We start from the raw sequence: 26,552 nt of genomic DNA on the forward strand, positions 1-26,552 counted from the left end.
GCGACTCCACGGTGAGTGCGGCTTCAGCCCCGACAGGCGTTATCGGTAAAGCCCGTCGGGGCTGAAGCCCCTCCCACAGTGCAATCGCAACCGCCCAGCACTCGCGGAACATTCCGGATCCCGGTTTGCGGGGTTCCGAATCCCCAATCCCCAATCCCGGCTTTTTAGCTCCTGGCTTCAGCGCGATGCCTCACCAATAAAACAACGCTAACGCTAGCCCTGCAGGAAGCGGCCGCGCATGCAGCCATCCTGTGGGAGGGACTTCAGTCCCGACGCGATAGCGCCAAACGACACTGCAGATTTCCCGGCACGCGGTCCGCGGCCGATGCGCTGCCTTCCTCCAGGACATCGCCGTCGCTGGAGGCATCGCACACGCGCTTGGTCAGCCGCCCTGGCCGCCGCTCCAGTTATCGCGCAGGGTCACGCTGCGGTTGAACACCGGCGCGTCGGCGCGGTGGTCGTAGCGGTCGGCGACGAAATAGCCGGTGCGCTCGAACTGGAACGCCTGCTCCGGCGCGGCCTGGGCGGCGGCGGGTTCGACGTAGCCGCGCACGCTGCGCTTGGAGTCGGGGTTGAGGTAATCGCGGTAGGTCTTGCCGTCGGACTCGTCGTCGGGCTTTTCCACCGAGAACAGGCGGTCGTACAGGCGGATCTCTGCCTCGACCGCGTGCGCGGCGCTGACCCAGTGGATGGTGCCCTTGACCTTGCGGTTGGCGCCTTCCATACCCGGACGCGATTCCGGGTCGAGCCAGCCGCGCAGTTCCACGATCTCGCCGGCGGCGTTCTTGATCACTTCGTCGACGCGGGCGATGCCGGCGCCGCGCAGGCGCACTTCGCCGCCCGGTACCAGCCGCTTCCAGCCTTTAGGCGGGACTTCGGCGAAGTCCTCGCGCTCGATCCACAGTTCGCGCGAGAACGGCACTTCGCGCGTGCCGAAGCTCTCATCCTTGGGATGATTGGAGAAGGTCAGGGTTTCGCTGTGGCCCTGGGGCAGGTTGCTCAGCACCAGCTTCAGAGGCTCGATCACCGCCATGCGCCGCGCGGCGTGCGCGTCCAGGTCTTCGCGCAGGCAGCCTTCGAGCACCGAGAAGTCGATCACCGAGTTCTGCTTGCTGATGCCGACGCGGTCGACCAGCAGGCGCAGCGCGGCCGGCGTGTAGCCGCGGCGACGCAGGCCCTGCAGGGTGTACATGCGCGGGTCGTCCCAGCCATCGACCAGGCCCTCGGCGACGAGCTGGGTCAGCTTGCGCTTGCTCATCACCGTGTAGTTGATGTTGAGCCGCGAGAACTCGATCTGCCGCGGCTTGGCCGCCTCGCGCGGCAGGCCCTTGTCCAGCAGCGGCTGCAGCAGTTCGGGGTGGCCGGCCAGGTCGACCTTGTCCACGCACCAGTCGTACAGCGGGCGGTGGTCCTCGAACTCCAGCGTGCACAGCGAGTGGGTGATGCCTTCCACCGCATCGCCCAGCGAATGCGCGAAGTCGTACATCGGGTAGATCGGCCAGGCGTTGCCGGTGTTCTGGTGCTCGACGTGCTTGATCCGGTAGAGCGCCGGGTCGCGCAGGTTGATGTTGCCGCTGCTCATGTCGATCTTGGCGCGCAGGGTGCGCGCGCCGTCCGGGAACTCGCCCGCGCGCATGCGCCGGAACAGGTCCAGGTTCTCTTCGACGCTGCGGGTGCGGTAGGGCGAATCGCGGCCCGGCTCGGTGAGGGTGCCGCGGTACTCGCGCACCTGCTCGGCGGAGAGGTCGCAGACGAAGGCGTGGCTGTCGCGGATCAGCTTCTCGGCGGCCAGGTAGTACACCTCGAAATAGTCCGAGGCGTGGCGCAGCTCGGCCCAGTCGAAGCCCAGCCAGCGCACGTCGTCCTGGATCGCGGCGACGAATTCGGGATCTTCCTTGGCCGGATTGGTGTCGTCGAAGCGCAGGTTGCAGCGCCCGCCGAACTCGGCGGCGATGCCGAAGTCCAGGCAGATCGCCTTGGCGTGGCCGATGTGCAGGTAGCCGTTGGGCTCGGGCGGGAAGCGGGTGCGGATGGCCGTGTGCTTGCCGTTGGCCAGGTCCTCGCGGACGATCTGGCGGATGAAGTCTTTCTTCTCGGCCGGGGCGGAGGCGTCGGTGGCGGGGGTGTCGGACATGCGCGCGTCTGAGAATAAGTAAAGCGCAAGTTTATAGTAAGTAAAGCGCTGCTTTAGCTTGGCCGGACTGGTCTGCGGCCGTTCTGGCGCGTAGGCTGCGGAACAATTCACTCAAGAGAAGCCCGCATGCAGGCGTTCCGTCTTGCCCTTGGCGTCATGCGTCCTTCTCAGTTGGCGTACCCGTTTACGGATCTGTGTTGCCTTTCCTCGCTCCAGGTTCTGCCTGGCTCCGTGGCTCGCCGCTGAGGGCTCGACCATGCAGATCGCCTACCGCGCCCAGCACCTGATCGACGCGCACCTGGCCAAGCACGCGCTGGAGGATGCCGGCATCACCGCCTTCGTGTTCGGCGAGGCCCTGCTCGGCGGCGCCGGCGAACTGCCGTTCGGCGTGGTCCAGGTCTGCGTGGCCGACGAACTGCTGGAAAAGGCCCAGGAAGTGCTGATGGCATTGGGCCTGGGCGGCCAGGTGACGCGGGCGATGTAGGTTGGGGGCCGGGATTGGGGAGTCGGGATTGGGGATTGGCAAAAGCGGGGGGCTGCCGTTGCGAATCCCCAATCCCTAATCCCCAATCCCGGCCGTCAGCCATCCCGGCGGCGCGGCATCCGCCACGGCCAGCGCGCGCAGGCGTTTGAACAGCACCACGGTCTCGGCCACGTTCCAGACGCGCAGGGCGACTTCGAAGGTGTCCAGCGGCTTGGTCAGGAAATCCTTGGCGCCCAGGCCGAGGGCGCGGTGGCGGGCGCTGCGGCTGGGGTCGGCGGTGAGCACGATCACCGGCAGGAAGGTGGACGGGCCGGCCAGGCGCGCCAGCTGTTCCAGGATCGCGTAGCCGTCCAGCTCCGGCATCATCAGGTCGAGCAGGATCAGGTCCGGCGCGAACGCCGCGACCAGGCCCAGCACCCGCTGCGGGTCGGTGGTCGCCACCACCTGGCGGAAGCCTTCGCGCTGCAGCAGTTCCTCCAACAGGCGGACGTTGGCCGGTTCGTCGTCGACGATCAGGATGCGCGTGGCGAGGACATCGTTGCGGGTCATGCGAGGTGTCGGTCCAGAACGGAGAAGAAGTCGGCCACGTCCAGCGGCTTGGTCAGGTAGGCACGCACCGGCTCGCCTTGCACGCGGGCCAGCGTGGTCGCGGTGGCATCGGCGCTGATCACCACCACCGGGATCGCCGCGGTGTGCGGCTGCGCGCGCAGCGCCTGCAGCAGGTCCTCGCCGTTGCCGTCGCTCAGGTGCAGGTCGAGCAGGATCAGGTCGGGCGTGGTCTGCTGCAGATGCGCGTGCGCCTGCGCCAGGCTGGCGGCCTCGTGCAGGCGCCAGTGCGGGCGGCGTTCGACCAGGGTACGGATCAGCGCCTGGTTGGACGGGTTGTCTTCCACGCTCAGCAACTGGCGCTGGATCCCGCCCGCCGTCGTCGTCGCCACGGCCAGGTCTGGCTGCGCCGCGGCCTGCGGCCGGTCCAGCGGCAGCGCGATGGTGAAGCGCGATCCGTCCGGGTCGCTGTCCACGGCGATGCGCCCGCCCATCGCCTCGGTCAGGCGCTTGCTCAGCGCCAGGCCCAGGCCGGTGCCCTCGATCGCCGAGCGCTCGGCGCCGAGCCGCTCGAACGGCGTGAACAAGCGTTCCACCTGCGCCGGCGTCAGACCGCGGCCCTGGTCGTGCACGCTCAGCGCCAGGGACTGGCCTTCGGGCACGGCGCTCACCCACACCGCGCCACCCGGGCGGTTGAACTTGATCGCGTTGGACAGCAGGTTGATCAACACCTGGCGCAGCCGCTGCGGATCGGCGCGCACGGTCCACTCCGGCGGCAACTGCGGTGGCCGCAGCACGATGCCGCGCGCCTGCGCTTCCGGCGCGACCAGGCCCAGCGCCTCTTCCAGCGCGGTGCGCACCGGCACCGGGCGTGGGCTCAGGTCGAGCTGGTCGGCCTCGATGCGGGCGATGTCCAGCAGTTCGGTGATCAACCCCAACAGATGCCGGCCGGCGCCGAGGATGTGCTGCAGGTGGTCGCGCTGCGCCGCGCCCGGCAGGTCCATCTCCAGCACCTGCGCATAGCCGAGGATGGCGTTGAGCGGGGTGCGCAGTTCGTGGCTGCTGCGCGAGAGGAATTCGGTCTTGGCGCGGTTGGCGCTCTCGGCCTCGCGGCGCGCCGACTGCGCTTCCTCGGCGCGCGCGGCGAGCAGGGTGCTGGCCTGCTGCAGGCGTTGCGCGACCTGGCCCAGTTCGTCGCCGGCCGGCGGCTGCGGCGCCAGCGGCCGGCCGTCGCCGAGGCGGTCGGCATTGGCCGAGAGCTGGCGCAGGCGCCGCGACAGCGACGAGGCGAACCAGGCCACCGCGAGCACCGCGCCGAGTCCGCCCAGCATCGCCGCGCACAGGGTGATCAGCAGGTTGCGCTGGCGCAGCGCCTGCGCCTTGGCGGTGCGCACCTGCAACTGCGCGGTCTCGTAGTTGCGCAGCTCGCGCAGTTCCGCACGCAGGATGTCGAGGGTGACCTTGCCCTCGCGCAGCTGGCGGATCTCTTCATCGCGGCTCAGGTCCGGCGCCAGCAGCCGCCGCCAGCCCTGCATCTTCTCCTCGAACAGCGGCTGGATGCGGGCGAAGCGCTGCGCCTGGCGCGGGTCGGTGATGCGTTGCGACAGGCGCTGCACCACGGTCTTCAGCCGCGGCTCGGCATCGCGGTACGGGGTCAGGAACGCGTCCTGGCGCACCAGCCGGTAGCCGCGCACGCCAGCGGCGGTCTCGGCCAGCAGCGCATGCGCCTCGTGCAAATCGCTGAGCAACTGCAGGGTGCGGCGCACGTCGTTCTCGGCGGCGATGTTCTGCCGCTCCACGCTGTAGATCGCCACCAGCGCCGCCACCAGCAGCAACAGCGGCAGCGCCACCAGCGCCAGGCTCTTGCGGGTCAGCGGCCAGTCGTTCCAGCGCCGCGCCAGCGCCCTCACAGCGCCACCCCCGCCTGCACCGCGACCACCGCGGCCTGGGTGCGGTCGGCCACCTGCAGCTTGTGCAGGATGCGCTCGACGTGGACCTTGGCGGTGCCGGCGCTGATGCCGAGTTCGGCGCCGAGTGCGGCATTGGTGAGGCCGCGCGAGAGCAGCGCCAGCACCTGCCGCTCGCGCGCGCTGAGCACGGCCAGGCGGTCGGCATGCGCCGGTTTGCGTCGCCGCGGCGGACGCGGCGGTTCGGCCGCCAGCGGTGCCAGCAGCGCGGCGATCGCGGACAGGGCCTGCACGTCTTCCGGCGCCGGGACGGTGCGGGCGTCCCAGCCCAGGCACAGCATGCCCAGCGGCACGCCCAGCGCGGCGATCGGCAGGCACAGTTCGCCGGCCTCGTTGGCGGCATGGCCGCGCAGGCGCCAGGCCTGCGCCGGGGCCTCGACGGCGACGCTGGCGCCCGGCGGCAATGCATCGCCCTGGCTGGCCAGTACCAGGCAGCGGGCGCCCCGCACCGCCAGCACCGCAGCATGCGGGGCCGCCACCAGGGCACTGGCCGGCACGAGTGCGTGCGCGGCGGCCTGCGCGGCATCGCCGGCCTCGCGCAGCGCCGCCGCGGCGGCGGCCACCGCCTGCCAGCGCGCGGCGTCGGCAGCGTCGCGGCGCAGTGCTTCACGCCACTGGCCTGCATTGGAGGGAGGGTGCATGGGTGCGTCTCCGATATGCCGAACGGCATATTCGAGGATATGCCGCCCGGCGGATGTTGCGCAAGCCGCGGCTGCCAATACTCGCTTCGCCCCGAGACGGCATCCCCTCAGCACACGGAGACTTCCCATGCGTCGCATCCTGTTCGCCCTGGCACTGGGCCTGACCACCACCTCCACCGCGCTGGCCGCGCCGGCGATGCACTACGACGGCCAGCCGGCGACGCCGGCCAGCAGCGCCGAACGCGAGATCGCCGGCCTGTTCGACCGCTGGAACGCGGCGCTCGCCACAGGCAATCCGCAGCGCGTGGCCGACCTGTACGCCCGCGACGGCGTGCTGCTGCCCACGGTGTCCAACCAGGTCCGCGCCAGCCGCGCCGAGATCGAGGACTACTTCAGCCACTTCCTCGCCGCCAAGCCGCGCGGGGCCATCAACTACCGCCAGGTGCGGCTGCTCGACGACGACAGCGCGGTCGATGCCGGCGTCTACACCTTCACCCTGAACAATCCCGACGGCAGCACCCGCCAGGTGCAGGCGCGCTACACCTTCGTCTACGAAAAGCGCGACGGGCGCTGGCTGATCATCAACCACCACAGCTCGGCGATGCCGGAACCGGTCGCCGCCGCCACGGCCAGCGCCGCAGCGAAGTGAACGTCGAGCCTGTCACCGCCGCCGCGGTAGTCGGGCGCACTTGAAAGCGGACTCCGGCAGCGCCATCCACACGACATCGCCGTCGCTGCCAGGAGTCCATGCCATGTTGGGAATCGGTGCCTTCAAGCAGCGCCTGCCGCGCCCGGGCGAGAGCCTGCCGGGACGCGCGCAGCCGCTGCCGCTGCACAACCGTCACTTCGTCAACGGCCATCCCTTGCGCGATGCCTTCGCCGGCCTGGAGCAGGTGCAGTTCGGCCTGGGCTGCTTCTGGGGCGCCGAACGCAAGTTCTGGTCGCTGCCCGGCGTGTTCAGCACGGCGGTCGGCTATGCCGGCGGCGAGACGCCCAATGCCACCTATCGCGAAGTGTGCTCCGGTCAGACCGGTCACACCGAGGCGGTGCTGGTGGCGTTCGACCCGCAGACCGTGCGCTTCGAGCAGTTGCTGCAGACCTTCTGGGAAAGCCACGACCCGACCCAGGGCATGCGCCAGGGCAACGACACCGGCACCCAGTACCGCTCGGCGATCTACTGCACCACCCAGGCGCAGTACGAGGCCGCGCTGGCCAGCCGCGATGCCTACCAGCAGCGCCTGGACGCCGCCGGCTACGGCCCCATCACCACCGAGATCCGCTTCCCGGCGCCGCCGTTCTACTACGCCGAGGACGAGCACCAGCAGTATCTGGCCAAGAACCCCGGCGGCTACTGTGGCCTGGGCGGCACCGGGGTGAGTTGTCCGATCGGGCTGGAGGCCTGAGCGGGCGCATCTGCGCATGGTGTGCGCAGGATGCTGTCGCCATCGGGGGTCACCGCGACCGCGGCTGACGTCTCGCCGCGAGCCCGTTACTTCGCGGCACGCGGATCGCGCGTGCTCGCGGCGGCCGGCCGCAGCCGCGCCGCATAGCCGGACAGTTGCAGCGCCTTGCGTGGCGACAGCTCGGCCTTGAGCCGTTCGATCGCCGCGTCGCCGTCGCGGCTGCGGCCGAGCGCATAGTCGGTCCGTGCCAGTTCCAGCGTCGCGCGCTGGCGCACCGTCAGATTGCCGAAGGGATCGAAGAACGAATCCACGCGCGTGCGGTCCTGCACGCCGGTCCAGCCGAACGCCAGTTCGACCGGCGTGTCCTCGGCGAGCCGTGCGTAGCGCCGCCGCGCCTCGGCCGGTGCGATGCGGCCGCTCAGCAGGGCCAGGCGGGTTCGCAACAGCGCCGTTTCGGCGGCCGGCGCGTCGGCGGCGTAGGCAGCCAGGACGCGGCTCATCCATGCCCAGTCGACGTTGCCGGTCTCGGCCTGGGTGCCGAGCAGGTTGAAGGCGAGGATCGCGGCGCGCTGCGTCGCGGTGGTGGCGCGCGCGACCGCCTCCGCGGTGGGGCGCCCCAGCGTCGACGGCGGCACCAGCGCGATCGCCGGGTCGTGCGCGAGGATCGCCTCCAGATCCGGTTTGTGGAAATAGCCGACCACCACCAGCACGGTCTTGCCTGGGTGCGCCAGCGCCGCGGCGCGGATGCGCTGGGCCTGCAGGAAGGTGCGGTACAGGTACAGGCGTCGCGGCAGGTCCTGGTCGGCCCGCGGCGCCGGCGTCTGCGCCCACTTCCGTACCGCGGCCACGTTTTCGGCCGCATCCGCCGCGAAGAAGTCGCGCTGCAATGCGGCCTTGTCGGGGAACGACAGGAAGCCCTGGAACCCCTGCTCGCGGCGTAGTTCCAATGGCGTGTCCAGATCCATGCCGAAGCCGAGTCTGGCGTCCTCCACCGGCGGCATCCAGTCGATCGGACAGAGGGCGACGGGATGCGCCGCAGCGTAGGGCAGGATCACGCCCTGCACCTCGTAGGTGTATTCGTAGTAATCGCCGCGCGCCGCCTGCTCCGGCGGGCGTTCGATACAGATCGCGTCCGGCGCGAGTTGCTCCAGGAACGCGGCAAGCACGCCCGGCTGGTCGCGCTCGGAGACCAGTTGCGCCGCGTGCTCCACGCCCAGGATCGCGACCCGGGTCGGTGCCGGCGTGGCGGCCATGCCGGTGGCACTGGCGGCGGCCAGCGCCAGCGAAAACAAATAACGCGCCATCCATCCGCGCATGCGCCTTCTCCTGTCGACGTCGTGGAAGCACCCTGCTGGCGCGCTGGCATGCGTGACCGCCGTTGCGTCACGCCCGCCAAGGGTCGATCGCGACGCCGCGCTCAGCCGCCGATGGCGTACCTCACGGTGTGTGACGACAAGTGTAGTCATGCGGCGCCGCCGCCGTCTGCATGACACGTGGCACTGGTCGCGCTACACGAACTCGGCCGCGAACATCTGCCGCATCTGCGCGATCTGCTCCTCGCGTTCGGGGTGCAGCAGGCGCAGGCATTCCTCGGCGAAACTGACCGGGCTGGTGCCGGGGGCGGTGATCAGGCCGCCGGCGCTGACCACGCGGCGCTCCTGGTAATGCGCGCTGCCGGCGTAGACGCAGGCGTGCTCGCGCAGGAAGGCTTCGGAATTGCTGGTGTGCGGGCGGCTATCGAGCAGGCCGGCGTAGGCCAGCGCCAGGGTCGCCCCACAGATCGCCGCCACGCCGCGGCCAGCCTCCAGGCGCTGCTGCAGCAGTGCGCTCAGTCCTGGAATCTCGCCGGCCTGCCAGCGGTCGCTGCCGGGCAGCAGCCACAGGTCGGCGTCCAATGGCGCCAGGTCCGACAGCGCGTAGGTGGGGTGCAGCTCCAGCCCGCCGATCGAGGTAATGGGCTTGCCGTCGATGCTGGCGATCTGGATCGTGTCGCCGAACCAGGCCCGCGCTGCCGGCAGGATGGTGCCGATCTCCCAGTCCGCCACGCCGTCCACCATCACCACTGCGATCGTCGCCATTGCCTTGCCTCTGCACGCGGGGAGGCAGCATAGCCGGGAAGACGTCGCCGCTGCGCCAAACGCACGGCGACGACCGAGGGCGATGGCCGGTCATGCGGCACCCTGCCCGGAGGAGCGACGTCGCCCCAGCGTATGGTTCGACTATCCCGGGCGCCGCCCGGCCAGTCATGGTGCGGCGCGTGCACAAGCGGCCATGCAAGCGGCCATGAAGTCGATGTGGCATGCCTTGCAACCACGGTGTGCAAAAAGCATGTTACAAACCGTGCGGTCGCACCTGTGCCGGGCGAGGACAACGCACGGTGTGAAAGGGGGGGATTTCGAGATCGGAGCACGGCGCCGACGAGGCTGCGGTTCGTCGATGCTTGTGTCTTCGCCTGTGTGGTTCGATGGTTGGTATCTGGAGAATAGGTGATGAGCTTTCTCTGTCAGGGCGTCTGCAACAGTTTCGACCTCAACAAACAGATCACCGACCAGGGAAGCCGTTCGGGACGGGAAATCAGCTTCTGGCATCCGCTGGTGAGCGGCATTGGCCATGGCGAGGATTATTTCTACATTGGCCTGTACGCGACCAATAACTACGCCAATCCGCCGTCCCCATCCGGTCCGGTGGTCGTGTTGCAGGAATACGATTCCGACAAGAATCTATGCCTGAGCGCGCCCCTCGGCTTCACGACCGTGTGGGAGTGCGAAGGCAACGACAGTCCCTGCAATCTAGGCATTTACAACCTGCAGGCGCCGGCCGGATACATCGCGCTCGGGTCGATCGCGGTGGCGGATTTCAATACCCCGCCAAGCCTTGCCGACTACCCGAGCCTGATGTGCGTGCGCGACGAATTCTGCCAGGTGGTCACGCTGGGCAAGGAAAACCTGATCTGGGACAACGCGGAGTCCGGCGCCGACCGCAACGTGCTGGTGTGGCAGCTTCCGTACTCCGGCGCGTGTTTCGCCCGTGGCTATCAGCGCAGCCAGGGGTATCCGACGGATATTCAGACCTTCGACCTCATGCTGCCGCCCTGACCGAGCCTGCCGCGCGCGTGTCGGGGACAGAAAAAGAGCGGCGTCGCCGCCGCTCTTTCGTTGCCGTGATGTGCGCGACGCTCAGCCGACCAGCTTGTGCCGGATCGTGTCGCGCAGGGTCTGCAGGTCCTTGGCGAAGGTGTCGATGCCGCCGGCCAGCTTTTCGGTAGCCATCGGATCGGCGGCCAGGTCGGCGGCGAAGCGCTTGGCGTCGATCGGCTCGATCTTGGCGCCGTCGGCCTGGCCGGGCGAGAGCTTGCGCGGCAGCGGGCCGTGGTCGGCGTCGAGCTTCTCCAGCAAGTCCGGCGAGATGGTCAGGCGGTCGCAGCCGGCCAGCGCTTCGATCTGCGCGGTGGAACGGAACGAGGCGCCCATGACCACGGTCTGCGAACCGCGGTGCTGCCAAGTTTCCCCATTCCCTTTTGCCCATTCCCTGCAATAAAAGAATGAGTGCCCATTAATCTCCGATCGGTCTAGTCAAATGCCGCTCGCCTTTGCTGATGCAGGGGCTAGGCTTGATAAGGAGCGCTTCGAGTAGTTGGCGCGCTACAACTCTGGCCAAGTAAAGGCCATGACGAGAAATGCACTTGTCGCTACTCCGCAAAGGGCGCTGACAAGTCGTTTGTGACTGGGTGCCAAGCGATAAGCACTGAGACAGCAAACCAGCACGGATAGAAGAAGCATCACAATCAGGAGTGAAGATTCTGCAGATGGGTACCAACTTTGTGAACATGTAGTGGTGGCTATTCCGTAGTTGTCACTCGCTAGGTCGGTCACCCCCTCTATCGACTTTGACGATGGAGGGCATACCTGCAGCAGCAATTGATGGCATAGCCAATACATGCCCGCCATCGATAAGAGGCTGGCAACTACGGCCGGTGCAAGAAGGAGCCAGCGAAGTAGAGGCTTTCCCATGGTCATATTCACGGTCCAGGCGGAAAGGAGCGCATGACTCCTGGATTGGCATAATTCTTCCAATGGAAGTAAGGAACCTTTCCATAGATTCCGCTTATGCCAAGATCGTTGTACCACATGTACTGCGTGGCGCCCGATGTAGCAGTGGAATACTTGTTTGCGAACTGTTCGGCGATCGAGTTCTCTCCCTGCCCTGAGCGGCACCCCATAAATTCAACCGGCTCACCGGGAGTCCAGCCCGCTCCCTCAATAATGTACTTGACACCTTCCACGTCCAGCTTCACAGCAAGACCATCATGGCGCTGGTCGAGAACGCGGTCAGGTCCCATGTGCCCAAACACCCTGGTGACGCCTGGAATGTCAGGAGTCGCCATTGCGCCTTGGTAGAACGGATAGTCGCCAGGGTTGAAGAGGATCACCTTTCTGAGGCCAAGTGGGTCTATGGATGACACCGGATTTTCTTGCACGTAGGCATATGTATTGACGCCGCCTGCGATACCGATTGGATCTGACTGTACGTAACGTGCTGAGACGGGTCCGCCAAACCCGGCGATTAGAATGGCTAGCACGCCCCCTGCGCATTTTAGCTTGTGCATCACCGCCCTCACTGTTGCGTTGCCTTTGCGTGTTGGATGGTTTGTAGGTAGTTCGCATCCTGTGTCTTGGGTGGCATCGTCCAACCAAGCGCCTCGGCCCGATTAAACCAAAGATCGTTACTGCGTTGGAGTGCATCGAAATCCAAACGCTGTTCTGGGGGAATGGCCGCAGGCGACGGATACTTCGCCATGTACTGTTGCATTAACCTGAAGTAGGCGTTGCCCTTCTGTAGCATCGCCGCAATATCCTTGGGGTCGGCCTGCAACGCCAGGTCGGCGATCGCGATGCGTTGCTCCTGACGCTGCTGCTGCCCGTAAAACTCCATCAAGGTACTCAGCATGACTGCGACAGACTCGCGTTTGTTTAGCGGCCGCAAGTAGAGGCGGTTGGCCATGGCCTTCGGCGAGATGTTGGTTTCCTGCTCATAGCTGGCGTTGCTCTTCGTGCCAAAGCTGGTGGCCTCGATGTTGATCCACTGGCCTCGGTCGTTCCGGAACTTCGCCAGGACGTGCTCGGGCGCTGTCGCCAAGGTCATATCCAGTCCTAGCTTCTGGCCCAGAATTACAAGCAGCACCGGCATGGAGACGCAGTTGCCCTTGCGGGTCTTCAGGTAGGTTGAAAGCAGCTTATTGTGGATCGTTTTGCCGAATGGGTCGTTCAGGTCGTAACTGAAAGGGCGATAGTCATTCCACGGCCCGGCCTGGGACAGCGAGTTCACAAGCAATTCCAACTTGGACTGGCTGGTCGCATTCGTCGGAAAACGCGCCTTGATGCGAGTAGTCAGTGTGTCGAGCTGCAGCAGGGTGACAGTGGGGTCAACCTTCGAGTCGATCATGCGGTCGATAGCGAGCTTGGCCTTTGCCAAGTCGATTTCGCTCTCGGGCGTCTGCAGGAGTGCTCGGAGCTCCGTGACCGTGGCGTCCGGTGTTCGTTGCTGGCTCTGACGAGTCGCCGGCTTGGGAGGATCAGCCAAACTCTCGCCCGATACGCCAAGCATGAGAAACGCTGCAAACAAGAGAAGTGCTGGTCGCATTCCTTTGCCCCCAAGTCCTTTGGTCATCCTAGTCTGGCCAAAGAGGACTGTCTATTGATTGTCAAACCTTATCGACCTCAGCGGATTGAGGAGCAAGTCAACTGACAGGCTATCAGCGTAAGGAATGACGCAAGGTTGGGAGTCAAGGCAAGCGCCGCATGCTCGATGCGCGAATAAAAAAGGAGCGACGTCGCCGCCGCTCCTCGGGATGATGCAAGGCGTGCGCTGCTCAGCCGGCCAGCTTGTGCCGGATCGTGTCGCGCAGGGTCTGCAGGTCCTTGGCGAAGGTGTCGATGCCGCCGGCCAGCTTTTCGGTGGCCATCGGGTCGGCGGCCAGGTCGGCGGCGAAGCGCTTGGCGTCGATCGGCTCGATCTTGGCGCCGTCGGCCTGGCCGGGCGAGAGCTTGCGCGGCAGCGGGCCGTGGTCGGCGTCGAGCTTCTCCAGCAGGTCCGGCGAGATGGTCAGGCGGTCGCAGCCGGCCAGCGCTTCGATCTGCGCGGTGGAACGGAACGAGGCGCCCATGACCACGGTCTGCGAACCGCGGCGCTTGAACTCGTCGTACACGCCGCGCACGAACTGCACGCCCGGGTCCTCGTCGATGGTCGCCGGGGTCTGGCCCTTGGCCACGTACCAGTCGAGGATGCGGCCGACGAAGGGCGAGATCAGGAACACGCCGGCCTCGGCGCAGGCCAGGGCCTGGGTGCGGTTGAAGATCAGGGTCAGGTTGCAGTCGATGCCGTCGCGCTGCAGCTGCCGCGCCGCCTCGATGCCTTCCCAGGTCGCGGCGACCTTGATCAGGATGCGGTCCTTGGGGATGCCGCGCTCGGCGTACATGGCGATGAACTTGTGCGCCTTGGCGATGGTGGCGGCGGTGTCGTGGGCCAGGTCGGCGTCCACTTCGGTGGACACGCGGCCGGGCACCAGCGCGCTGAGCTTGGCGCCGACGCCGATGGTCAGGCGGTCGGCGATCTCGTCGACCAAGGCGGCGTGGTCGCCGTCCTGGCCGCGCGCCCAGGCCAGCGCCTCGTCGATCAGATCGGCGTAGACCGGCAGGTCCAGCGCCTTCTTCACCAGGGTCGGGTTGGTGGTGCAGTCCACCGGCTTGAGCCGCTTGATCGCGTCGTAGTCGCCGGTATCGGCCACGACCACGGACAACTCGCGCAACTGGGCGAGCTTGGAGGGGGCGGAAGAGGTCATCGGTATCTCTCGGGAACGAGTGGGAACAAGGATAGGGCCGCGCACGTTAACGCGCCGCGCGCGCATTGTCGTCGTCGGCGCGCTGCACCGCGGTCACGCGCAGGCGCAGCGGGCGTCCGCCGGGCGCCTGCCAGTCGATCGACTGGCCCACGGCCAGGCCGAGCAGGGCGCTGCCGACCGGGGCCAGCACCGAGATGCGCGCATGCGCGGCATCGGCTTCGTGCGGATAGACCAGGGTCAGCTGATGGCGTTCGCCGTGCAGTTCGTCTTCGCACTCCACGCGGGAATGCATGGTGACGATGCCGGGGGGGATCTGGCCGGGCGCCATCACGGTGGCGCGGTCGAGTTCTGCGCCCAGCGCTTGCGCGGCCGGGTGCTGGTGCAAGGCAGGGGAGTCGAGCAGGGCTTCCAGGCGCGCGAGGTCGCGGCTGGAGACGATCAACGAGGGCGGCAGGCCGCTGTGGTGTTGCGAGGTCATGGACAGGCTCCGGTTGGATGGCACAACGAACGGAGGCGGCACCGCGCCGCCCCCGTTCCCATTGTGCAAGCAAGCCGGCGCCGATGCGACGCCTCGGCCGGTCGGCCTGTTCAGGCCACCTGGCGCGGCGCCTGGTCCGGCAGCGACGCCTGCGCCGGCAGCGTGAACAGCTCCTCGGGCAATGCACCGAACAGGTGCGCCAGTTGCTGCAGGAACGCGCCCATCGCCGAACTGCGCCGCCACAGCATGGCGATGCGCCGGCTCGGCCCGCCGTCGGGCGCGAACGGCAGCAGGCGCAGGTTCGGCGGATTGGCCACTGGCGGCTGCACCGCCAGCAGCGGCAGCAGGGTCACGCCGACGTTGGCGGCGACCATCTGCCGCAGCGTCTCCAGGCTGGTGGCCTGGAACTCGGCCTTTTCCAGCGCACCGGACAGATGGCATACGTCCAGCTCCTGGTCGCGCAGGCAATGCCCATCCTCGAGCAGCAGCAGGCGTTGCGCGTGCAGTTCGTCCATGGTCAGCGGGGTCGGCCGTCGCGCCAGCGGATGCTGCTCGGGCACCGCCAGCACGAACGGTTCCTCGAACAGGAATTCGGCATGCAATTGCTCGTCGTGCAACGGCAGCGCCAGCAGCGCCGCGTCCAGCCGGCCCTCGCGCAGGCGGGTCAGCAGCACGTCGCTCTTCTCTTCGATCAGCAGCAGTTCCAGCTGCGGGAAGCGCGCGCGGATGCGCGGGATCACATGCGGCAGCAGATACGGGCCGAGCGTGGGGAAGATGCCCAGGCGCACGGTGCCGGCTTCCGGGTCCTGGCTGCGTCGCGCCGCCTCCTTCATCTGCTCGATCTCGGCGACGATGCCGCGCGCGCGGCTGGCGGCCTCGCGCCCGGCCGGGGTCAGCATGACCTTGCGCGGCGCGCGCTCCACCAGCGGCACGCCCAGTTCGTCCTCGAGCTTCTTGATCTGCGTGGACAGCGTCGGCTGGCTGACGAAGCAGGCCGCGGCGGCGCGCCCGAAATGCTTGTGATCGGCCAGCGCCACCAGGTATTTCAGATCACGCAGGTTCATCAGCGGGTTCCTCGGAACGCAGCGGCGGGAGGTGACGCAGGGTCACAGCATAGAGCGTGTAGCGCACTTGGCGACGAGACAGATGGGCGCGCGCGGTGGAGACCGCACACCCTGGTCCCGCGCCGGCAGTGCGGCGCGGGACGGGGCGGATCAGGCCGCTTCGGCGACGCTGCCGCTGGCGACCGGTGCACTGTGGCGGATCAGGTGATCGAACGCGCTCAGCGCCGCCTTGGAGCCTTCGCCCATGGCGATGATGATCTGCTTGTACGGCACCGTGGTCGCGTCGCCGGCGGCGAACACGCCCGGCAGGGAAGTCTGGCCGCGGTCGTCGACCACGATCTCGCCACGCGGCGACAGCGCCACCGTGCCCTGCAGCCACTCGGTGTTCGGCAGCAGCCCGATCTGCACGAAGATGCCTTCCAGCGCCACGCGATGCACATCGCCGCCGACGCGGTCCTTGTAGACCAGGCCGGTGACCTTCTGGCCGTCGCCCAGCACCTCGGTGCTCTGCGCGTTGACCAGGATGTCGACGTTGCCCAGGCTGCGCAGCTTGCGCTGTAGGACTTCGTCGGCGCGCAGCTTGCTGTCGAACTCGACCAGGGTGACGTGGCTGACGATGCCGGCCAGGTCGATCGCCGCTTCCACGCCGGAGTTGCCGCCACCGATCACCGCCACGCGCTTGCCCTTGAACAGCGGGCCGTCGCAGTGCGGGCAATAGGCCACGCCCTTGTTGCGGTACTGGTCTTCGCCGGGCACGTTCATCTGCCGCCAGCGCGCGCCGGTGGACAGGATCACCGTGCGGCTCTTCAGCGATGCGCCGTTGGCCAGCTTGACCTCGACCAGGCCATCGGCACCGGCCGGCACCAGCTGTTCAGCGCGCTGCAGGTTCATGATGTCCACGTCGTACTGGCGCACGTGCTGCTCCAGCGCCGCGGCCATCTTCGGGCCTTCGGTCTCCTGCACGGAGATGAAGTTCTCGATCGCCATGGTGTCCAGCACCTGGCCGCCGAAGCGCTCGGCCGCCACGCCGGTGCGGATGCCCTTGCGCGCGGCGTAGATCGCCGCGGCCGCGCCGGCCGGGCCGCCGCCGACCACCAGCACGTCGAACGGCGCCTTGGCCGCGATCGCCGCCGCATCGCGCTTGGCCGCGCCGGTGTCGAGCCTGGCCACGATCTGCTCCAGGGTCATGCGGCCCTGGTCGAAGACTTCGCCGTTGAGGTACACGGTGGGCACCGACATGATCTGCCGCGCCTCGACCTCGTCCTGGAACAGCGCGCCGTCGATCGCCACGTGCTGGATGTTCGGATTCAGCACCGCGGCCAGGTTCAGCGCCTGCACCACGTCCGGGCAGTTCTGGCAGGACAGCGAGAAATAGGTTTCGAAGCGGTACTCGCCGGGCAGGTTGCGCACCTGTTCGATCAGCTCGGCGGTGGCCTTGGACGGGTGCCCGCCGACCTGCAGCAGCGCCAGCACCAGCGAGGTGAACTCGTGGCCCATCGGCAGGCCGGCGAAGCGCAGGTGGATGTCGTGGCCGGGGCTGTTCAGCGCGAACGAGGGCGCGCGCTCGCCGCTGTCGCGGTGCACGTCCAGGGTGATCTTGTCCGACAGCAGCACCAGGTCCTCGAGCAGGTCGAGCATCTCGCGCGACTTGGCGCCATCGTCCACCGACGCGGTGATGTGGATGGGCCGGACGACCCGCTCCAGGTAGGCCTTCAACTGGGTTTTCAGATCGGCATCCAACATGGCGGACTCCTGACGTTGGGCAAAGCGAGGGGAGGCGTGCTGCCGGAGCAGCGCGCTGCGAAGAGGGGAGGAGGGATGAACCGCAGCCGGCGCCGGCGCGCGATGCCGGCTGCGGTTCACCCCCACCCCCGCCGCGAGGCGGAGATGGGAGCGAGGGCGGCTTAGATCTTGCCGACCAGGTCCAGCGACGGCTTCAGGGTCTTCTCGCCTTCCTTCCACTTGGCCGGGCAGACCTCGCCCGGGTGCGAGGCGACGAACTGCGCGGCCTTGAGCTTGCGCAGGGTCTCGGTGACGTCGCGAGCGATCGCGTTGTCGTGGATCTCGAGGGTCTTGATCACGCCTTCCGGGTTGATCACGAAGGTGCCGCGCAGGGCCAGGCCTTCTTCCTCGATGTGCACGCCGAAGGCGCGGGTCAGCTGGTGGGTCGGGTCGCCGACCAGCGGGAACTGGGCCTTGCCCACCGCCGGCGAGGTCTCGTGCCACACCTTGTGCGAGAAATGGGTGTCGGTGGTGACGATGTAGACCTCCGCGCCGATCTTCTGGAACTCGGCGTAATGCTCGGCGGCGTCTTCCACTTCGGTCGGGCAGTTGAAGGTGAAGGCGGCCGGCATGAAGATCAGCACCGACCACTTGCCCTTCAGGTCCGCGTCGGTGACTTCGATGAATTCGCCATTGCGGTAGGCGTTGGCCTTGAACGGCTGGACCTGGGTGTTGATCAAAGACGACATGGAGTTTCCTCGTGGTTGCAATAGGGGTCGGGGGATGGAACGAGGCTCATGATAGGGGGTGCCGATAGATCCCTCAAATCGATTGATGGAATTGAATAGATAGGTTTCCTCTATCGATTCCCAAGCCTGGCTCTTTGCTGCACTGCCGCGCGAACAGCGCGTCAGCCGCCCAGGGCGCATGGGCGTCGGTCCGTTCTACCACGTTGGCTTTTCCGCGCTCGCTGCGTCATCGTGACAGCGATGAATGCGCCCACCCCCGAATCCCTGCTGCGCGACGCCTGCACCCAGGTCGAGCGCGGCGATGCCGAAGCTTTGCTGCTGCATGCCCTGCAGCGCGACCGTGCGTGGCTGTTCGCGCACGCCCGCGATCCGTTGGCGGGCGAGGTGGCGGATGGGTTCCAGGCGCTGCTCGCCCGGCGTGTACAGGGCGAGCCGGTGGCCTACCTGACCGGCCGGCGCGGCTTCTGGACCCTGGACCTGGCGGTCGGACCGGCCACGTTGATCCCGCGCGCGGACACCGAGCGGCTGGTGGAGCTGGCGCTGGAGCGACTGGATCCGGCGCCGGGCCGGCGCATCGCCGACCTCGGCACCGGCAGCGGCGCGATCGCCCTGGCCTTGGCCAGCGAGCGGCCCCGGGCGCAGGTGCTGGCCACCGACCTCAGTACGGCCGCCCTGGCGGTGGCGCAGGCCAATGCGCATGCCCACGGCCTGGGCAACGTCGCCTTCGTCCAGGGCCCGTGGCTGGCGCCGCTGGCCGGGCAGCGCTTCGACCTGATCGCCAGCAACCCGCCGTACATCGCCGAGGATGACCCGCACCTGCAGCAGGGCGACCTGCGCTACGAACCGGCCAGCGCGCTGGCGTCCGGCCCCGATGGGCTGGACGACCTGCGCCGGATCGTCGCCGATGCGCCGGCGCATCTGCTGCCCGGCGGCTGGCTGCTGCTGGAACACGGCTGGGACCAGGGCGCGGCGGTGCGCGCGCTGCTGGAGGCGGCCGGCTTCGCGGAGGTGGCGACGTATCAGGACCTGGAGGCGCGCGACCGGGTCACGCTGGGGCGCCAGCCGCTGGCCTGACCCGCCGGCGCCGGGGTATGGTGCGTGGGTAACGATGCCGGACATGGATGACCCGCAATGTTCACCCTCAGTCGCCTTTCGAATGCGATGCGCGTACCGCCCACGCCCGCCGTGGCACAGACGGGTGCGCGGCATGCCGAGGGTGCGTGGATCCCTGCCGGCGTGACCGCTCGTCGCAGGCCCCGTCTCAGAATCCTGCGCGCACTCGCTGTGGCTGCCATCCTCGTGGCTGGCGCGGGCTGCTCCAACGGCATCGACGTCGGCAACGATGGCGCAACCGGGCATCTGAATCCGCACCCGGTCAAACGCGACGAGGTCATCGCCACGTCCCATGCGCCGGGGCCGTGGGATGCGTTCGAGGGCGCCTACATCGGATAGGACGTCGTCAATAAGAAGTGCGTTCCGATGATCCCCTTCATTGGTCAACAGCAAGTCCCCAATACCGGACTCGACGTTCCGATGACCCGCGTAGACGACCATACGTGGAAGAGGTATTTCTACCGTGATGCGCTGCAGGATGAGGATTACTTCAAGCTTGGGGTGTGCCATTGGGACGTCACGAGCGTGAGCGCCAGTGCGATTGCTCAGGGCCTAAGGTTTGCGTGGAGCGGCTCTATGGAGAAGATTCTGCGCGAAGGTGGAGGGACCAGGTATTTCAAGAAGGTCGCGCATGGGGATAAGTCCCTGGTCCCTTACGGGGCACAGGATTTCGATCCTGCTGATCCTGAAGTGCTACAGCATCCGGACGCGTATTTCTCTGTCACCCTCGCTGTCAGGGAGGCCCAGCCGTGAAGGGGATTGATCAAGCGGTTGCCGATGCGGCCAACGACGCGTATGTGAATCGTCCTCGAAGCGATATCGCTGCAAGAAGCAGGTGCATTCAGGTGAGAGGCGCTACTGGGTTTTCGGCTTTTCCAGTGGCTCAGCTACAGGCTTCCAGTCAGTTATGTAACCAATACCTGACGCTGCCGCATGCCGGTATCAGAGCCCGATGGCGATTCATCAGGAAAATCCGGGCCATGGATGTGGGTCAGGATCTCACTTGTACCCTTCGCGCGATGGGCAGTGGCGACATGGTTTCCAGCGAGTAAGATCGCAGTCGCAACTTGGAGTCTTGATAAAGGAGAGGTGGCGCGATGAGCGACGAAAAGAGCACGTACAGCGACAATCCCTATCGTCCACGCGCCCGCACGATGCGCGATGCGCAACTCCTGCGCGACATGGGCAGCATCAATGCGGACGTCTACGCCAGGCTCGGCGCGCTGCCGCGTGGCGGGGTGCCGATTGCGCCCTGGCGCAAGCCGAGACTGCCATTGCCACCAGACCCCACTGCCGCGCTGCCTGCGGCCTATCCCCCCGAGGACGATACGATGAAACTGCACCACCTGGCCGCTGCCGCCATTATGCCCCTGGCCGCGACCGCCGCCGGTTGTTCGAAAGGTATCGATGTTGGCAACGACGGTGCGACCGGGCATCTGAATCCGCATCCGGTCAAGCGCTACGAGGTCATCGCCACGTCAAATGCGCCGGGACCGTGGGATTCTTTCAAGGGTGCTTACATTGGATATGACGTCATCAATAAGAATTGTGTGCCGATGATGCCAGTTCTTGGCGAGCAGCATGTGCCTAACACCGGGCTCGATATTCCTATGGTCCAGGTGGATGACCACACATGGAAGGGATATTTTTATCGCGATGCCCTGCTGGATGAAGATTATTTCAATCTCGGGGTTTGCCACTGGGATGTGACAAGTGTGGGTGTTAGCGCGATTGGCAAGGGTGTGAAATTCGGTTGGGGAGGGTTGTTGGAAAAAATCTTGCGCGAGGGTGGTGGGAAAAGCTATTTCAAGAATAGTTCTTATGGGGATCCTGCTTTGGTTCCCTATGGTGCGCTAGAGTTCCAGTCTGACGATCCCGAGGTTCTTAAAGACCCTGATGCTTATTTCCCAGTGACGATCACTGTTAAGGAAGTCAAGTCATGAAAGTCATTGATCAAGCGTTAGCTGATGCAAGTAATGACTCGTATGCCAACCGATCACAGCGTGATGTGGGCGATAACAATAGATATGTTTCTCTAGATGGTCAGGATTATAAGATATTTGGCTATGCCAGTGATCCGGCTACCGGCTTTCACGCAACTGCGTATCAAAGCGTTGCGTCGCCTCACAATGTTATTGTCGCGTACCGAGGTACTGATCCTGGTCTATTTTCAGGTAAGAGTGTTTCGGAAAAAGCGGACCACGCGCTGACGACGCTGCAGGACATCGCCGTCGATGCAAAGATGGTGCGAGATACCGTCAACGCGCAGAAGTCTGCGGCCGACGCGTTTACAGCGCAGATGATCGCCAAAGCGGCTGCGCAGGGCATCCCGAAAACCCAGATATTCGCTGCCGGCCACTCCCTGGGCGGCGCATTGGCGGAACTCCAGGCCGCCAAATATGGCCTGCGCGGCGCCACCTACAACGGCTTCGGCGCGGCGGACATGATCGATGGCCCGCCGCAGCCGGGCTTCCAGCTCACCAACTACCGCATGGCCGGCGACGTGGTGAGCGCGGCCAGTCCGCATGTCGGCAAGGTGGTGTCGCTGGCCAGCGAAGAGGACATCCAGAGCCTGCGGGCCGGCCGCTACCTGGATGCGCCGCCCGGGTCGGCGCCGCCAAACGCGCTGATCGCGATGCGGCTGAGCGATCACGGCGGCCAGCAGCACTTCAGCAGCGACAGTCCGGACAATATCCTGCAACCCCAGCGCTTCCAGGAAGCGACGCAGCGCTACGCGGCGAACAAGGACGCCATCGACCGCTTCGGCAGCGATGTGTCCTTCGCACGCGCCGAACTGTCCGAGTCGCTGCGGCAGATGCGCGGGAACGACGGGCAGGGCCAACTGTCGCCGAATCTGCGGAGGCAACTCAACGAGTACCTCGTGCTCAACGCCGATCCCGCCATTCGCGACACCATCGCGCGTGGCGCGCCCGTGCGCGGGGTTGCCGACGGCCTGCAACACGGTGCCGATGCCGTGCGCGCCGGCGGTCGCTACGTGCAAGCGCTTGACGAACGTATCGCGATCGTGGCGCGGGAGGGGGGGCGCCTTACCGCGCCCTTCATCCCGGTTGCGCCGCTGGCTGGACATGTGGTGGGCGAAGCCGCCCGTCTGCACGGTCAAGGTGCGGATGCGGCGGCGCGGTGGGTGGGCGGCGGGCTGGAATCGGCCAAAGGCGCCGTGGAGCGAGGCGCGCATGCGGCTGCCGACGCCGTGGTGGAGCGGATCCATGATCCTCGCTTCCAGGCGGGCGTGGCCAACGTCGCCAATCACATCGTCGATGCCTACGATGGCGCGCGGGTCGCGGCGAAAACCGCCACGCAGACGTATCAGCTCGGCAAGCAGGCGGTCTCCGATGGGATCGACCGGGCCGAACGTGCGGTGGCGCAAACCTACGACGCAACCAAGCACGTGGTGACCGAAGGCGCCCAGCAGGTCGGTCGTGCCGCCACCCAGACCTACGACGCCGCGAAGCATGTGGTGACTGAAGGCGCGGAGCAGGTTGGGCGCGCGGCCACTCAAACCTACGGTGCGGCGAAGCACGTGGTCATAAACGGTGTGGAGCATGTCGAGCGCACTGTCACGCAGACCTACGACGCGTCCAAACACGTAGTGACCGAAGGCGTTGCGCAAGCTGGACGTGCGGCCACCAGTGCCTATGATGCGGCGAAGCAAGCGGCCGACAGCGCCGCGCGGGTTGGTACGCACGCGTACGAAGCCGCAAGACAGACCGCCACGCAGGGCATCGATGCCGCCAAGCACGCGGCGGGCAAGGCCTACGACACGCTGACCCATCCCGGGCAGTGGTTCCAGCGCAGCGCGCCGGCCGCCGCGCCCGCGCAGCCGCAGGCGCCAGCAGCGGCGCATCCGCATGGGGCGGCGGCGACGCCTGCCTCCGGAGCCCACATGGCACCGTCGGCCGCACAAACCTATGAGCGTGCGCAGACGCTGGGTGCGCTGTCTGCGTCCGATCAGGCCATGTTCGCGCGCATCCGCAAGGACGTGCCGGCGCAGATCGGCGATGCGCACGTCGCGCAGGCGATGCTCGGCGCCAAGCAGGCCGGCATCGCCGGCGCCGACAAGATCGACCGGGTGCAGATGGCCGGCGACACGCTGTGGGTGTCCGGCAACACGCCGGGCTTCCGCGCCGCCACGGACGTGGCGCAGGCTGCTGCACCGATGCACGAGACGGTGCAGCAGGCGCAGGCGTTCAACCAGCAGCGCGCGCAGCACCTGGCCATGGAAGCGCAGCAGCGGTTGCAGGACGCCCCTGGCGGCAGAGGCGCGCCGGCGATCGGTTGATCCCGACCCCGGTTGGCCGATCGGCGCTGCGCCAGGTCCGTTCGCGGCCGGCCGTTGCTGGTCAGCGCCGCTCAAGTGGCGCGCATGGGTAGAATCGCGGTTTTCCCGCAGGAGTCGCCATGCGCACGCTGTATCCCGAGATCGAGCCGTTCGACAGCGGCATGTTGCCGGTGGACGCACGGCATACCCTGTCCTACGAACAGTGCGGCAATCCGCACGGCAAGCCGGTGGTGCTGCTGCATGGCGGTCCCGGCGGCGGCTGCAACGCCAAGATGCGCCGCTTCCACGATCCGGCCAAGTACCGCATCGTGCTGTTCGACCAGCGCGGCTCCGGCCGCTCCACGCCGCATGCCGACCTCGTCGACAACACCACCTGGGACCTGGTCGCCGATATCGAGCGGCTGCGCACGCACCTGGGCATCGACCGCTGGCAGGTGTTCGGCGGCAGCTGGGGCTCGACCCTGGCGCTGGCCTACGCGCAGAGCCATCCGGAGCGCGTCACCGAACTGGTGCTGCGCGGCATCTTCATGCTGCGTCGCTGGGAACTGGAGTGGTTCTACCAGGAAGGCGCCGGCCGCCTGTTCCCGGACGCATGGGAGCACTACGTCGCGGCGATCCCGCCGGTGGAGCGCGCCGACCTGATCTCGGCCTTCCACCGGCGCCTGACCAGCGACGACGAGGCGACCCGTCTGGCCGCGGCCAAGGCCTGGAGCGTGTGGGAAGGCGCGACCAGCTTCCTGCACGTGGACGCCGATTTCGTCGACAGCCACGAGGACCCGCACTTCGCGCTGGCCTTCGCCCGCATCGAGAACCACTACTTCGTCAATGGCGGCTTCTTCGAGGTCGAGGATCAGTTGCTGCGCGATGCGCACCGCATCGCCGACATCCCCGGGGTGATCGTGCACGGCCGCTACGACGTGGTCTGCCCGTTGGCCAATGCCTGGGACCTGGCCAAGGCCTGGCCGAAGGCGACGCTGCAGATCACCCCGGCCTCCGGCCATTCCGCGTTCGAGCCCGAGAACGTCGACGCGTTGGTGCGCGCCACCGACGGCTTCGCCTGAGTCCGCGCGCGGCTGCATAGCGCGTTCACGGAAGGGCGGTGCTGCGCATGGCGGCACCGTCCACTGCAATGATTCAGCAGGTCAGCGCGTTGCCGGGTTCGCATCCGGCGGCGGTGATGGCACCGGTCGCTGCGCAGGGGCGCGTGTCGAGCTGTGCCTGCTTGGTCTCGTCGGTCCACACCACGAACGATTCGAGCACGTTGTCGCCGAAGGTGGTGCTGATCGCCACGTCGGCGGCGTCGCGGCCGCGCGCGATCAGCACCCGGCCGATGCGCGGCACGTTGTGGCGTGCATCGAAGGTGTACCAGCGCCCGTCGAGGAAGGCTTCGAACCAGCCGGAAAAATCCATCGGTGCGTCCGAGACCGGGACGCCGATGTCGCCCAGATAGCCGGTGCAGTAGCGCGCCGGGATGTTCATGCAGCGGCACAGCGCGATCGCCGCATGCGCGAAGTCGCGGCACACGCCGCGCCCTTCCTGCAGCGCCTGCGCGGCGCTCTTGGTGGCGCAGGCATGGGCATAGCCGAAGGCGATGCGCGTATGCACGTAGTCGCAGATCGCCTGTACCCGTGCCCAGCCGGGCGGCGTGCCGCCGAACAGCTCCCAGGCCATGCCACTGAGCAGGTCGGTCTCGCAGTAGCGGCTGCCGAGCAGATACACCAGGGTGTCGTCGGGCAACTGCTCCACTGGGGTCTGTGCGGCGTCGTAGCGGTACTGGTCCGGCAGTCCGCTGTCGCGCACCACCGCATCGGCACGCAGGGTCAGCGTTCCGGCGGGCGCCTGCAGGCGCGTGCAGCGGTTGCCGAAGCCATCGCGATAACGGTGCAACGGCAGCGCCGGCACGCTGTGCAAGGCGGTTGCGGCAACGATGTCGTCGCGGCGGCTGTCGTGGATGTCCAGCATCGCCAGCATCGGCGTCGCTTGCGCGAACCGGTAGCGGATTTCGTAACCGAGGCGGATGAGCATGTGGGGTCCGGTGCGGGGCGGGGTGCCGGCGGACCGGTCCAGCCCGAGCGTGCGCAGGAGACACTCAGCTTAGTGTGAAGGCGGGCGGCAGCCGCTTCAGCATGCTGAGCGGCGTCGTGGCCAGTGCATGCCGAACGGCCGCAGGGGCAACCGGGCGTTGCGGATCGCGGGCGCCGCTGCGCCAGCCGCGTACCGCTGCACTGGGGGCGCATCGCGGCGGCGCTGCCGGTCGCGGACTGCTTGGGTGCGGGCGAGCGGTCGTCGTCGAACGGGGTCGCGGATCGACACGCCAGGCGATGTCCAGCGACGTCTCGCTCCGGTCTCGCAGGCTTCATTCTCCTTCAGCGTCCGCACACCTGCCTTAGACTGCGCTGCCGCGCGCTGCCTGCCCGACGACGTATGATTCCGCTATTGACCTTGCGTGAGACGCTGGATGCCTTTGCCGCCTGCAACGACGACGGCCACGTGCACGAGGCGTTCGGCTGGGTGCATGCCACCGGCGAGGATCCGCTGCAGGCGCGCTTCTGGTTGCCGCCCGACGAAGCCACTGCATTCGGCGACGATGACACACCGCCCGCGGCGGCGCGCGCGCTGGGCTTGGCGCCCTACCTGGAACCGGCGACGTTCGCCGACGTGCTCGACGTGCAGAAGCGGCAACGCCCGCTGTCGACGTTATACGACTACGCGCAGGCGTTGGCCTACTACGCGGAGTACGACGCGTTCCTGCAGGTCGAGGGTGTGGACGAGGCGCTCGGCGAGGCGGACGAGGACGCTTGGGAGGCGGCGCGCGCGGTTGGCGTCGGTGCAGGCGTCTTTGCCTCGTTCGATCTGGTGCTTGCGCGCTGTCCGCCCGAATGCGTCAAGCCGATAGCGCAGCAGGTCGCGCACCTGCTGGACTGGCCGATCGGCCAGGCGTTGGCCGCCTGTCGCGCCGGGTCGCTGACCGTGGGCGAGGCATTGGATCGTCTTCGTGCCGCGGCGATCGCGGCCGATTTCGCCGCACTCGGCGTTCCGCTGCAGGTGCAGGGCTACAAGGCGTTTCCGTGGATGCCAGTGCCGACGCTGGCATGAGGCGTGGTGCGGGAAGG

General features: G+C 67.2%; 25 protein-coding genes and 1 pseudogene. 11 read left to right on the forward strand and 15 right to left on the reverse strand.

All coding sequences use genetic code 11. The annotated features are described in order from the left end of the window. Positions 1 to 382: 382 nt before the first annotated feature. The gene (locus CEK68_RS03585) at positions 383 to 2,134 is read right to left on the reverse strand and encodes a glutamine--tRNA ligase/YqeY domain fusion protein (protein WP_152238564.1); all 1,752 of its coding nucleotides are present in this window, start codon (positions 2,132 to 2,134) and stop codon (positions 383 to 385) included. A gap of 256 nt (positions 2,135 to 2,390) precedes the next feature. On the opposite strand from CEK68_RS03585, the gene CEK68_RS03590 reads away from it, so the two are divergent. Further along, a complete protein-coding gene (locus CEK68_RS03590) occupies positions 2,391 to 2,618 on the forward strand; it encodes a DUF2007 domain-containing protein (protein ID WP_017915895.1) in 228 nt (75 codons plus the stop codon). Positions 2,619 to 2,693: 75 nt separating this feature from the next. Here CEK68_RS03590 and CEK68_RS03595 read toward each other — a convergent pair whose 3' ends face one another. The 3 genes from CEK68_RS03595 to CEK68_RS03605 are packed head-to-tail and all read right to left on the reverse strand — an operon-like array spanning position 2,694 to position 5,772. After that, the gene (locus CEK68_RS03595; RefSeq protein ID WP_043093079.1) at positions 2,694 to 3,167 is read right to left on the reverse strand and encodes a response regulator; all 474 of its coding nucleotides are present in this window, start codon (positions 3,165 to 3,167) and stop codon (positions 2,694 to 2,696) included. Beyond that, positions 3,164 to 5,074, reverse strand: coding sequence for an ATP-binding protein (locus tag CEK68_RS03600; RefSeq protein WP_152238565.1), 1,911 nt, complete (start codon positions 5,072 to 5,074; stop codon positions 3,164 to 3,166). Before CEK68_RS03600 ends, CEK68_RS03595 begins: the two co-directional genes overlap by 4 nt. Next, positions 5,071 to 5,772 carry a helix-turn-helix transcriptional regulator gene (locus tag CEK68_RS03605; protein ID WP_152238566.1) on the reverse strand — a complete coding sequence of 234 codons (702 nt, stop codon included), beginning with the start codon at positions 5,770 to 5,772 and terminating at the stop codon, positions 5,071 to 5,073. The genes CEK68_RS03600 and CEK68_RS03605 overlap by 4 nt, the downstream gene beginning before the upstream one ends. 127 nt (positions 5,773 to 5,899) lie before the next feature. Here CEK68_RS03605 and CEK68_RS03610 point away from each other — a divergent pair, with 127 nt between their 5' ends. Both CEK68_RS03610 and msrA read left to right on the forward strand, forming a co-directional pair. After that, positions 5,900 to 6,421, forward strand: a complete 522-nt coding sequence (locus tag CEK68_RS03610) for an SgcJ/EcaC family oxidoreductase (RefSeq protein WP_017915099.1) — start codon at positions 5,900 to 5,902, stop codon at positions 6,419 to 6,421. A gap of 103 nt (positions 6,422 to 6,524) precedes the next feature. Next, positions 6,525 to 7,175, forward strand: a complete 651-nt coding sequence (gene msrA / locus CEK68_RS03615) for a peptide-methionine (S)-S-oxide reductase MsrA (RefSeq protein WP_150410396.1) — start codon at positions 6,525 to 6,527, stop codon at positions 7,173 to 7,175. Between the two features lie 86 nt (positions 7,176 to 7,261). On the opposite strand, the gene CEK68_RS03620 is transcribed toward msrA, so the two are convergent. Both CEK68_RS03620 and CEK68_RS03625 read right to left on the reverse strand, forming a co-directional pair. Beyond that, positions 7,262 to 8,491: a hypothetical protein gene (locus CEK68_RS03620; RefSeq protein WP_152238567.1), complete on the reverse strand. Its 1,230-nt coding sequence runs from the start codon at positions 8,489 to 8,491 to the stop codon at positions 7,262 to 7,264. A 192-nt stretch (positions 8,492 to 8,683) separates the two neighbouring features. Next, positions 8,684 to 9,253: a type 1 glutamine amidotransferase family protein gene (locus CEK68_RS03625; protein ID WP_152238568.1), complete on the reverse strand. Its 570-nt coding sequence runs from the start codon at positions 9,251 to 9,253 to the stop codon at positions 8,684 to 8,686. 411 nt (positions 9,254 to 9,664) lie between these two features. Here CEK68_RS03625 and CEK68_RS03630 point away from each other — a divergent pair, with 411 nt between their 5' ends. Beyond that, positions 9,665 to 10,270: a Vps62-related protein gene (locus tag CEK68_RS03630; RefSeq protein ID WP_152238569.1), complete on the forward strand. Its 606-nt coding sequence runs from the start codon at positions 9,665 to 9,667 to the stop codon at positions 10,268 to 10,270. An 81-nt stretch (positions 10,271 to 10,351) separates the two neighbouring features. On the opposite strand, the pseudogene CEK68_RS03635 reads toward CEK68_RS03630, so the two are convergent. The 8 genes and pseudogenes from CEK68_RS03635 to ahpC form a co-directional block, all read right to left on the reverse strand. Continuing rightward, positions 10,352 to 10,675 (reverse strand): annotated as a pseudogene (locus CEK68_RS03635) (transaldolase family protein); the annotation flags it as partial. Positions 10,676 to 11,193: 518 nt separating this feature from the next. Continuing rightward, entirely contained in the window at positions 11,194 to 11,781 is a 588-nt protein-coding gene (locus tag CEK68_RS03640; protein WP_150410393.1) for an RHS repeat-associated core domain-containing protein, read from the reverse strand. Between the two features lie 8 nt (positions 11,782 to 11,789). Then, on the reverse strand, positions 11,790 to 12,842 hold the full coding sequence (locus CEK68_RS03645) for a transglutaminase family protein (protein ID WP_152238570.1): 1,053 nt from the start codon (positions 12,840 to 12,842) through the stop codon (positions 11,790 to 11,792). Positions 12,843 to 13,044: 202 nt separating this feature from the next. Then, the gene (gene tal, locus CEK68_RS03650; RefSeq protein WP_152238571.1) at positions 13,045 to 14,013 is read right to left on the reverse strand and encodes a transaldolase; all 969 of its coding nucleotides are present in this window, start codon (positions 14,011 to 14,013) and stop codon (positions 13,045 to 13,047) included. Between the two features lie 46 nt (positions 14,014 to 14,059). Continuing rightward, positions 14,060 to 14,491 (reverse strand): nucleoside diphosphate kinase regulator, encoded by a 432-nt coding sequence (gene rnk / locus CEK68_RS03655; RefSeq protein ID WP_152238572.1) that lies wholly within the window; start codon positions 14,489 to 14,491, stop codon positions 14,060 to 14,062. 110 nt (positions 14,492 to 14,601) lie between these two features. After that, positions 14,602 to 15,555 carry a LysR substrate-binding domain-containing protein gene (locus tag CEK68_RS03660; RefSeq protein ID WP_152238573.1) on the reverse strand — a complete coding sequence of 318 codons (954 nt, stop codon included), beginning with the start codon at positions 15,553 to 15,555 and terminating at the stop codon, positions 14,602 to 14,604. Positions 15,556 to 15,705: 150 nt separating this feature from the next. Then, complete coding sequence (gene ahpF / locus CEK68_RS03665; RefSeq protein ID WP_017911311.1) at positions 15,706 to 17,298, reverse strand: alkyl hydroperoxide reductase subunit F; 1,593 nt, start codon at positions 17,296 to 17,298, stop codon at positions 15,706 to 15,708. Between the two features lie 161 nt (positions 17,299 to 17,459). Then, positions 17,460 to 18,026, reverse strand: a complete 567-nt coding sequence (gene ahpC, locus CEK68_RS03670) for an alkyl hydroperoxide reductase subunit C (RefSeq protein WP_010341941.1) — start codon at positions 18,024 to 18,026, stop codon at positions 17,460 to 17,462. Positions 18,027 to 18,266: 240 nt separating this feature from the next. On the opposite strand from ahpC, the gene prmC reads away from it, so the two are divergent. The 6 genes from prmC (at position 18,267) to pip (ending at position 24,500) form a co-directional block, all read left to right on the forward strand. Continuing rightward, positions 18,267 to 19,100, forward strand: coding sequence for a peptide chain release factor N(5)-glutamine methyltransferase (gene prmC / locus CEK68_RS03675; protein ID WP_152238574.1), 834 nt, complete (start codon positions 18,267 to 18,269; stop codon positions 19,098 to 19,100). A 57-nt stretch (positions 19,101 to 19,157) separates the two neighbouring features. Next, a complete protein-coding gene (locus CEK68_RS21180) occupies positions 19,158 to 19,478 on the forward strand; it encodes a hypothetical protein (RefSeq protein WP_226977746.1) in 321 nt (106 codons plus the stop codon). Between the two features lie 27 nt (positions 19,479 to 19,505). After that, positions 19,506 to 19,892 carry a hypothetical protein gene (locus CEK68_RS21185; protein ID WP_226977747.1) on the forward strand — a complete coding sequence of 129 codons (387 nt, stop codon included), beginning with the start codon at positions 19,506 to 19,508 and terminating at the stop codon, positions 19,890 to 19,892. Between the two features lie 344 nt (positions 19,893 to 20,236). Then, positions 20,237 to 21,082: a hypothetical protein gene (locus CEK68_RS20930; protein WP_193312711.1), complete on the forward strand. Its 846-nt coding sequence runs from the start codon at positions 20,237 to 20,239 to the stop codon at positions 21,080 to 21,082. Then, a complete protein-coding gene (locus CEK68_RS03690) occupies positions 21,079 to 23,439 on the forward strand; it encodes a hypothetical protein (RefSeq protein WP_152238575.1) in 2,361 nt (786 codons plus the stop codon). The genes CEK68_RS20930 and CEK68_RS03690 overlap by 4 nt, the downstream gene beginning before the upstream one ends. 119 nt (positions 23,440 to 23,558) lie before the next feature. Further along, positions 23,559 to 24,500, forward strand: a complete 942-nt coding sequence (gene pip, locus CEK68_RS03695) for a prolyl aminopeptidase (protein WP_152238576.1) — start codon at positions 23,559 to 23,561, stop codon at positions 24,498 to 24,500. 73 nt (positions 24,501 to 24,573) lie between these two features. On the opposite strand, the gene CEK68_RS03700 is transcribed toward pip, so the two are convergent. Then, positions 24,574 to 25,464, reverse strand: a complete 891-nt coding sequence (locus CEK68_RS03700) for a transglutaminase family protein (protein ID WP_152237897.1) — start codon at positions 25,462 to 25,464, stop codon at positions 24,574 to 24,576. 123 nt (positions 25,465 to 25,587) lie between these two features. Here CEK68_RS03700 and CEK68_RS03705 point away from each other — a divergent pair, with 123 nt between their 5' ends. Continuing rightward, positions 25,588 to 26,535: a hypothetical protein gene (locus tag CEK68_RS03705; RefSeq protein WP_226977748.1), complete on the forward strand. Its 948-nt coding sequence runs from the start codon at positions 25,588 to 25,590 to the stop codon at positions 26,533 to 26,535. The last annotated feature ends 17 nt before the right edge of the window (positions 26,536 to 26,552 follow it).

This window comes from Xanthomonas sp. LMG 12461 (assembly GCF_009192935.1).
GTDB classification, from domain to species: domain Bacteria; phylum Pseudomonadota; class Gammaproteobacteria; order Xanthomonadales; family Xanthomonadaceae; genus Xanthomonas_A; species Xanthomonas_A sontii.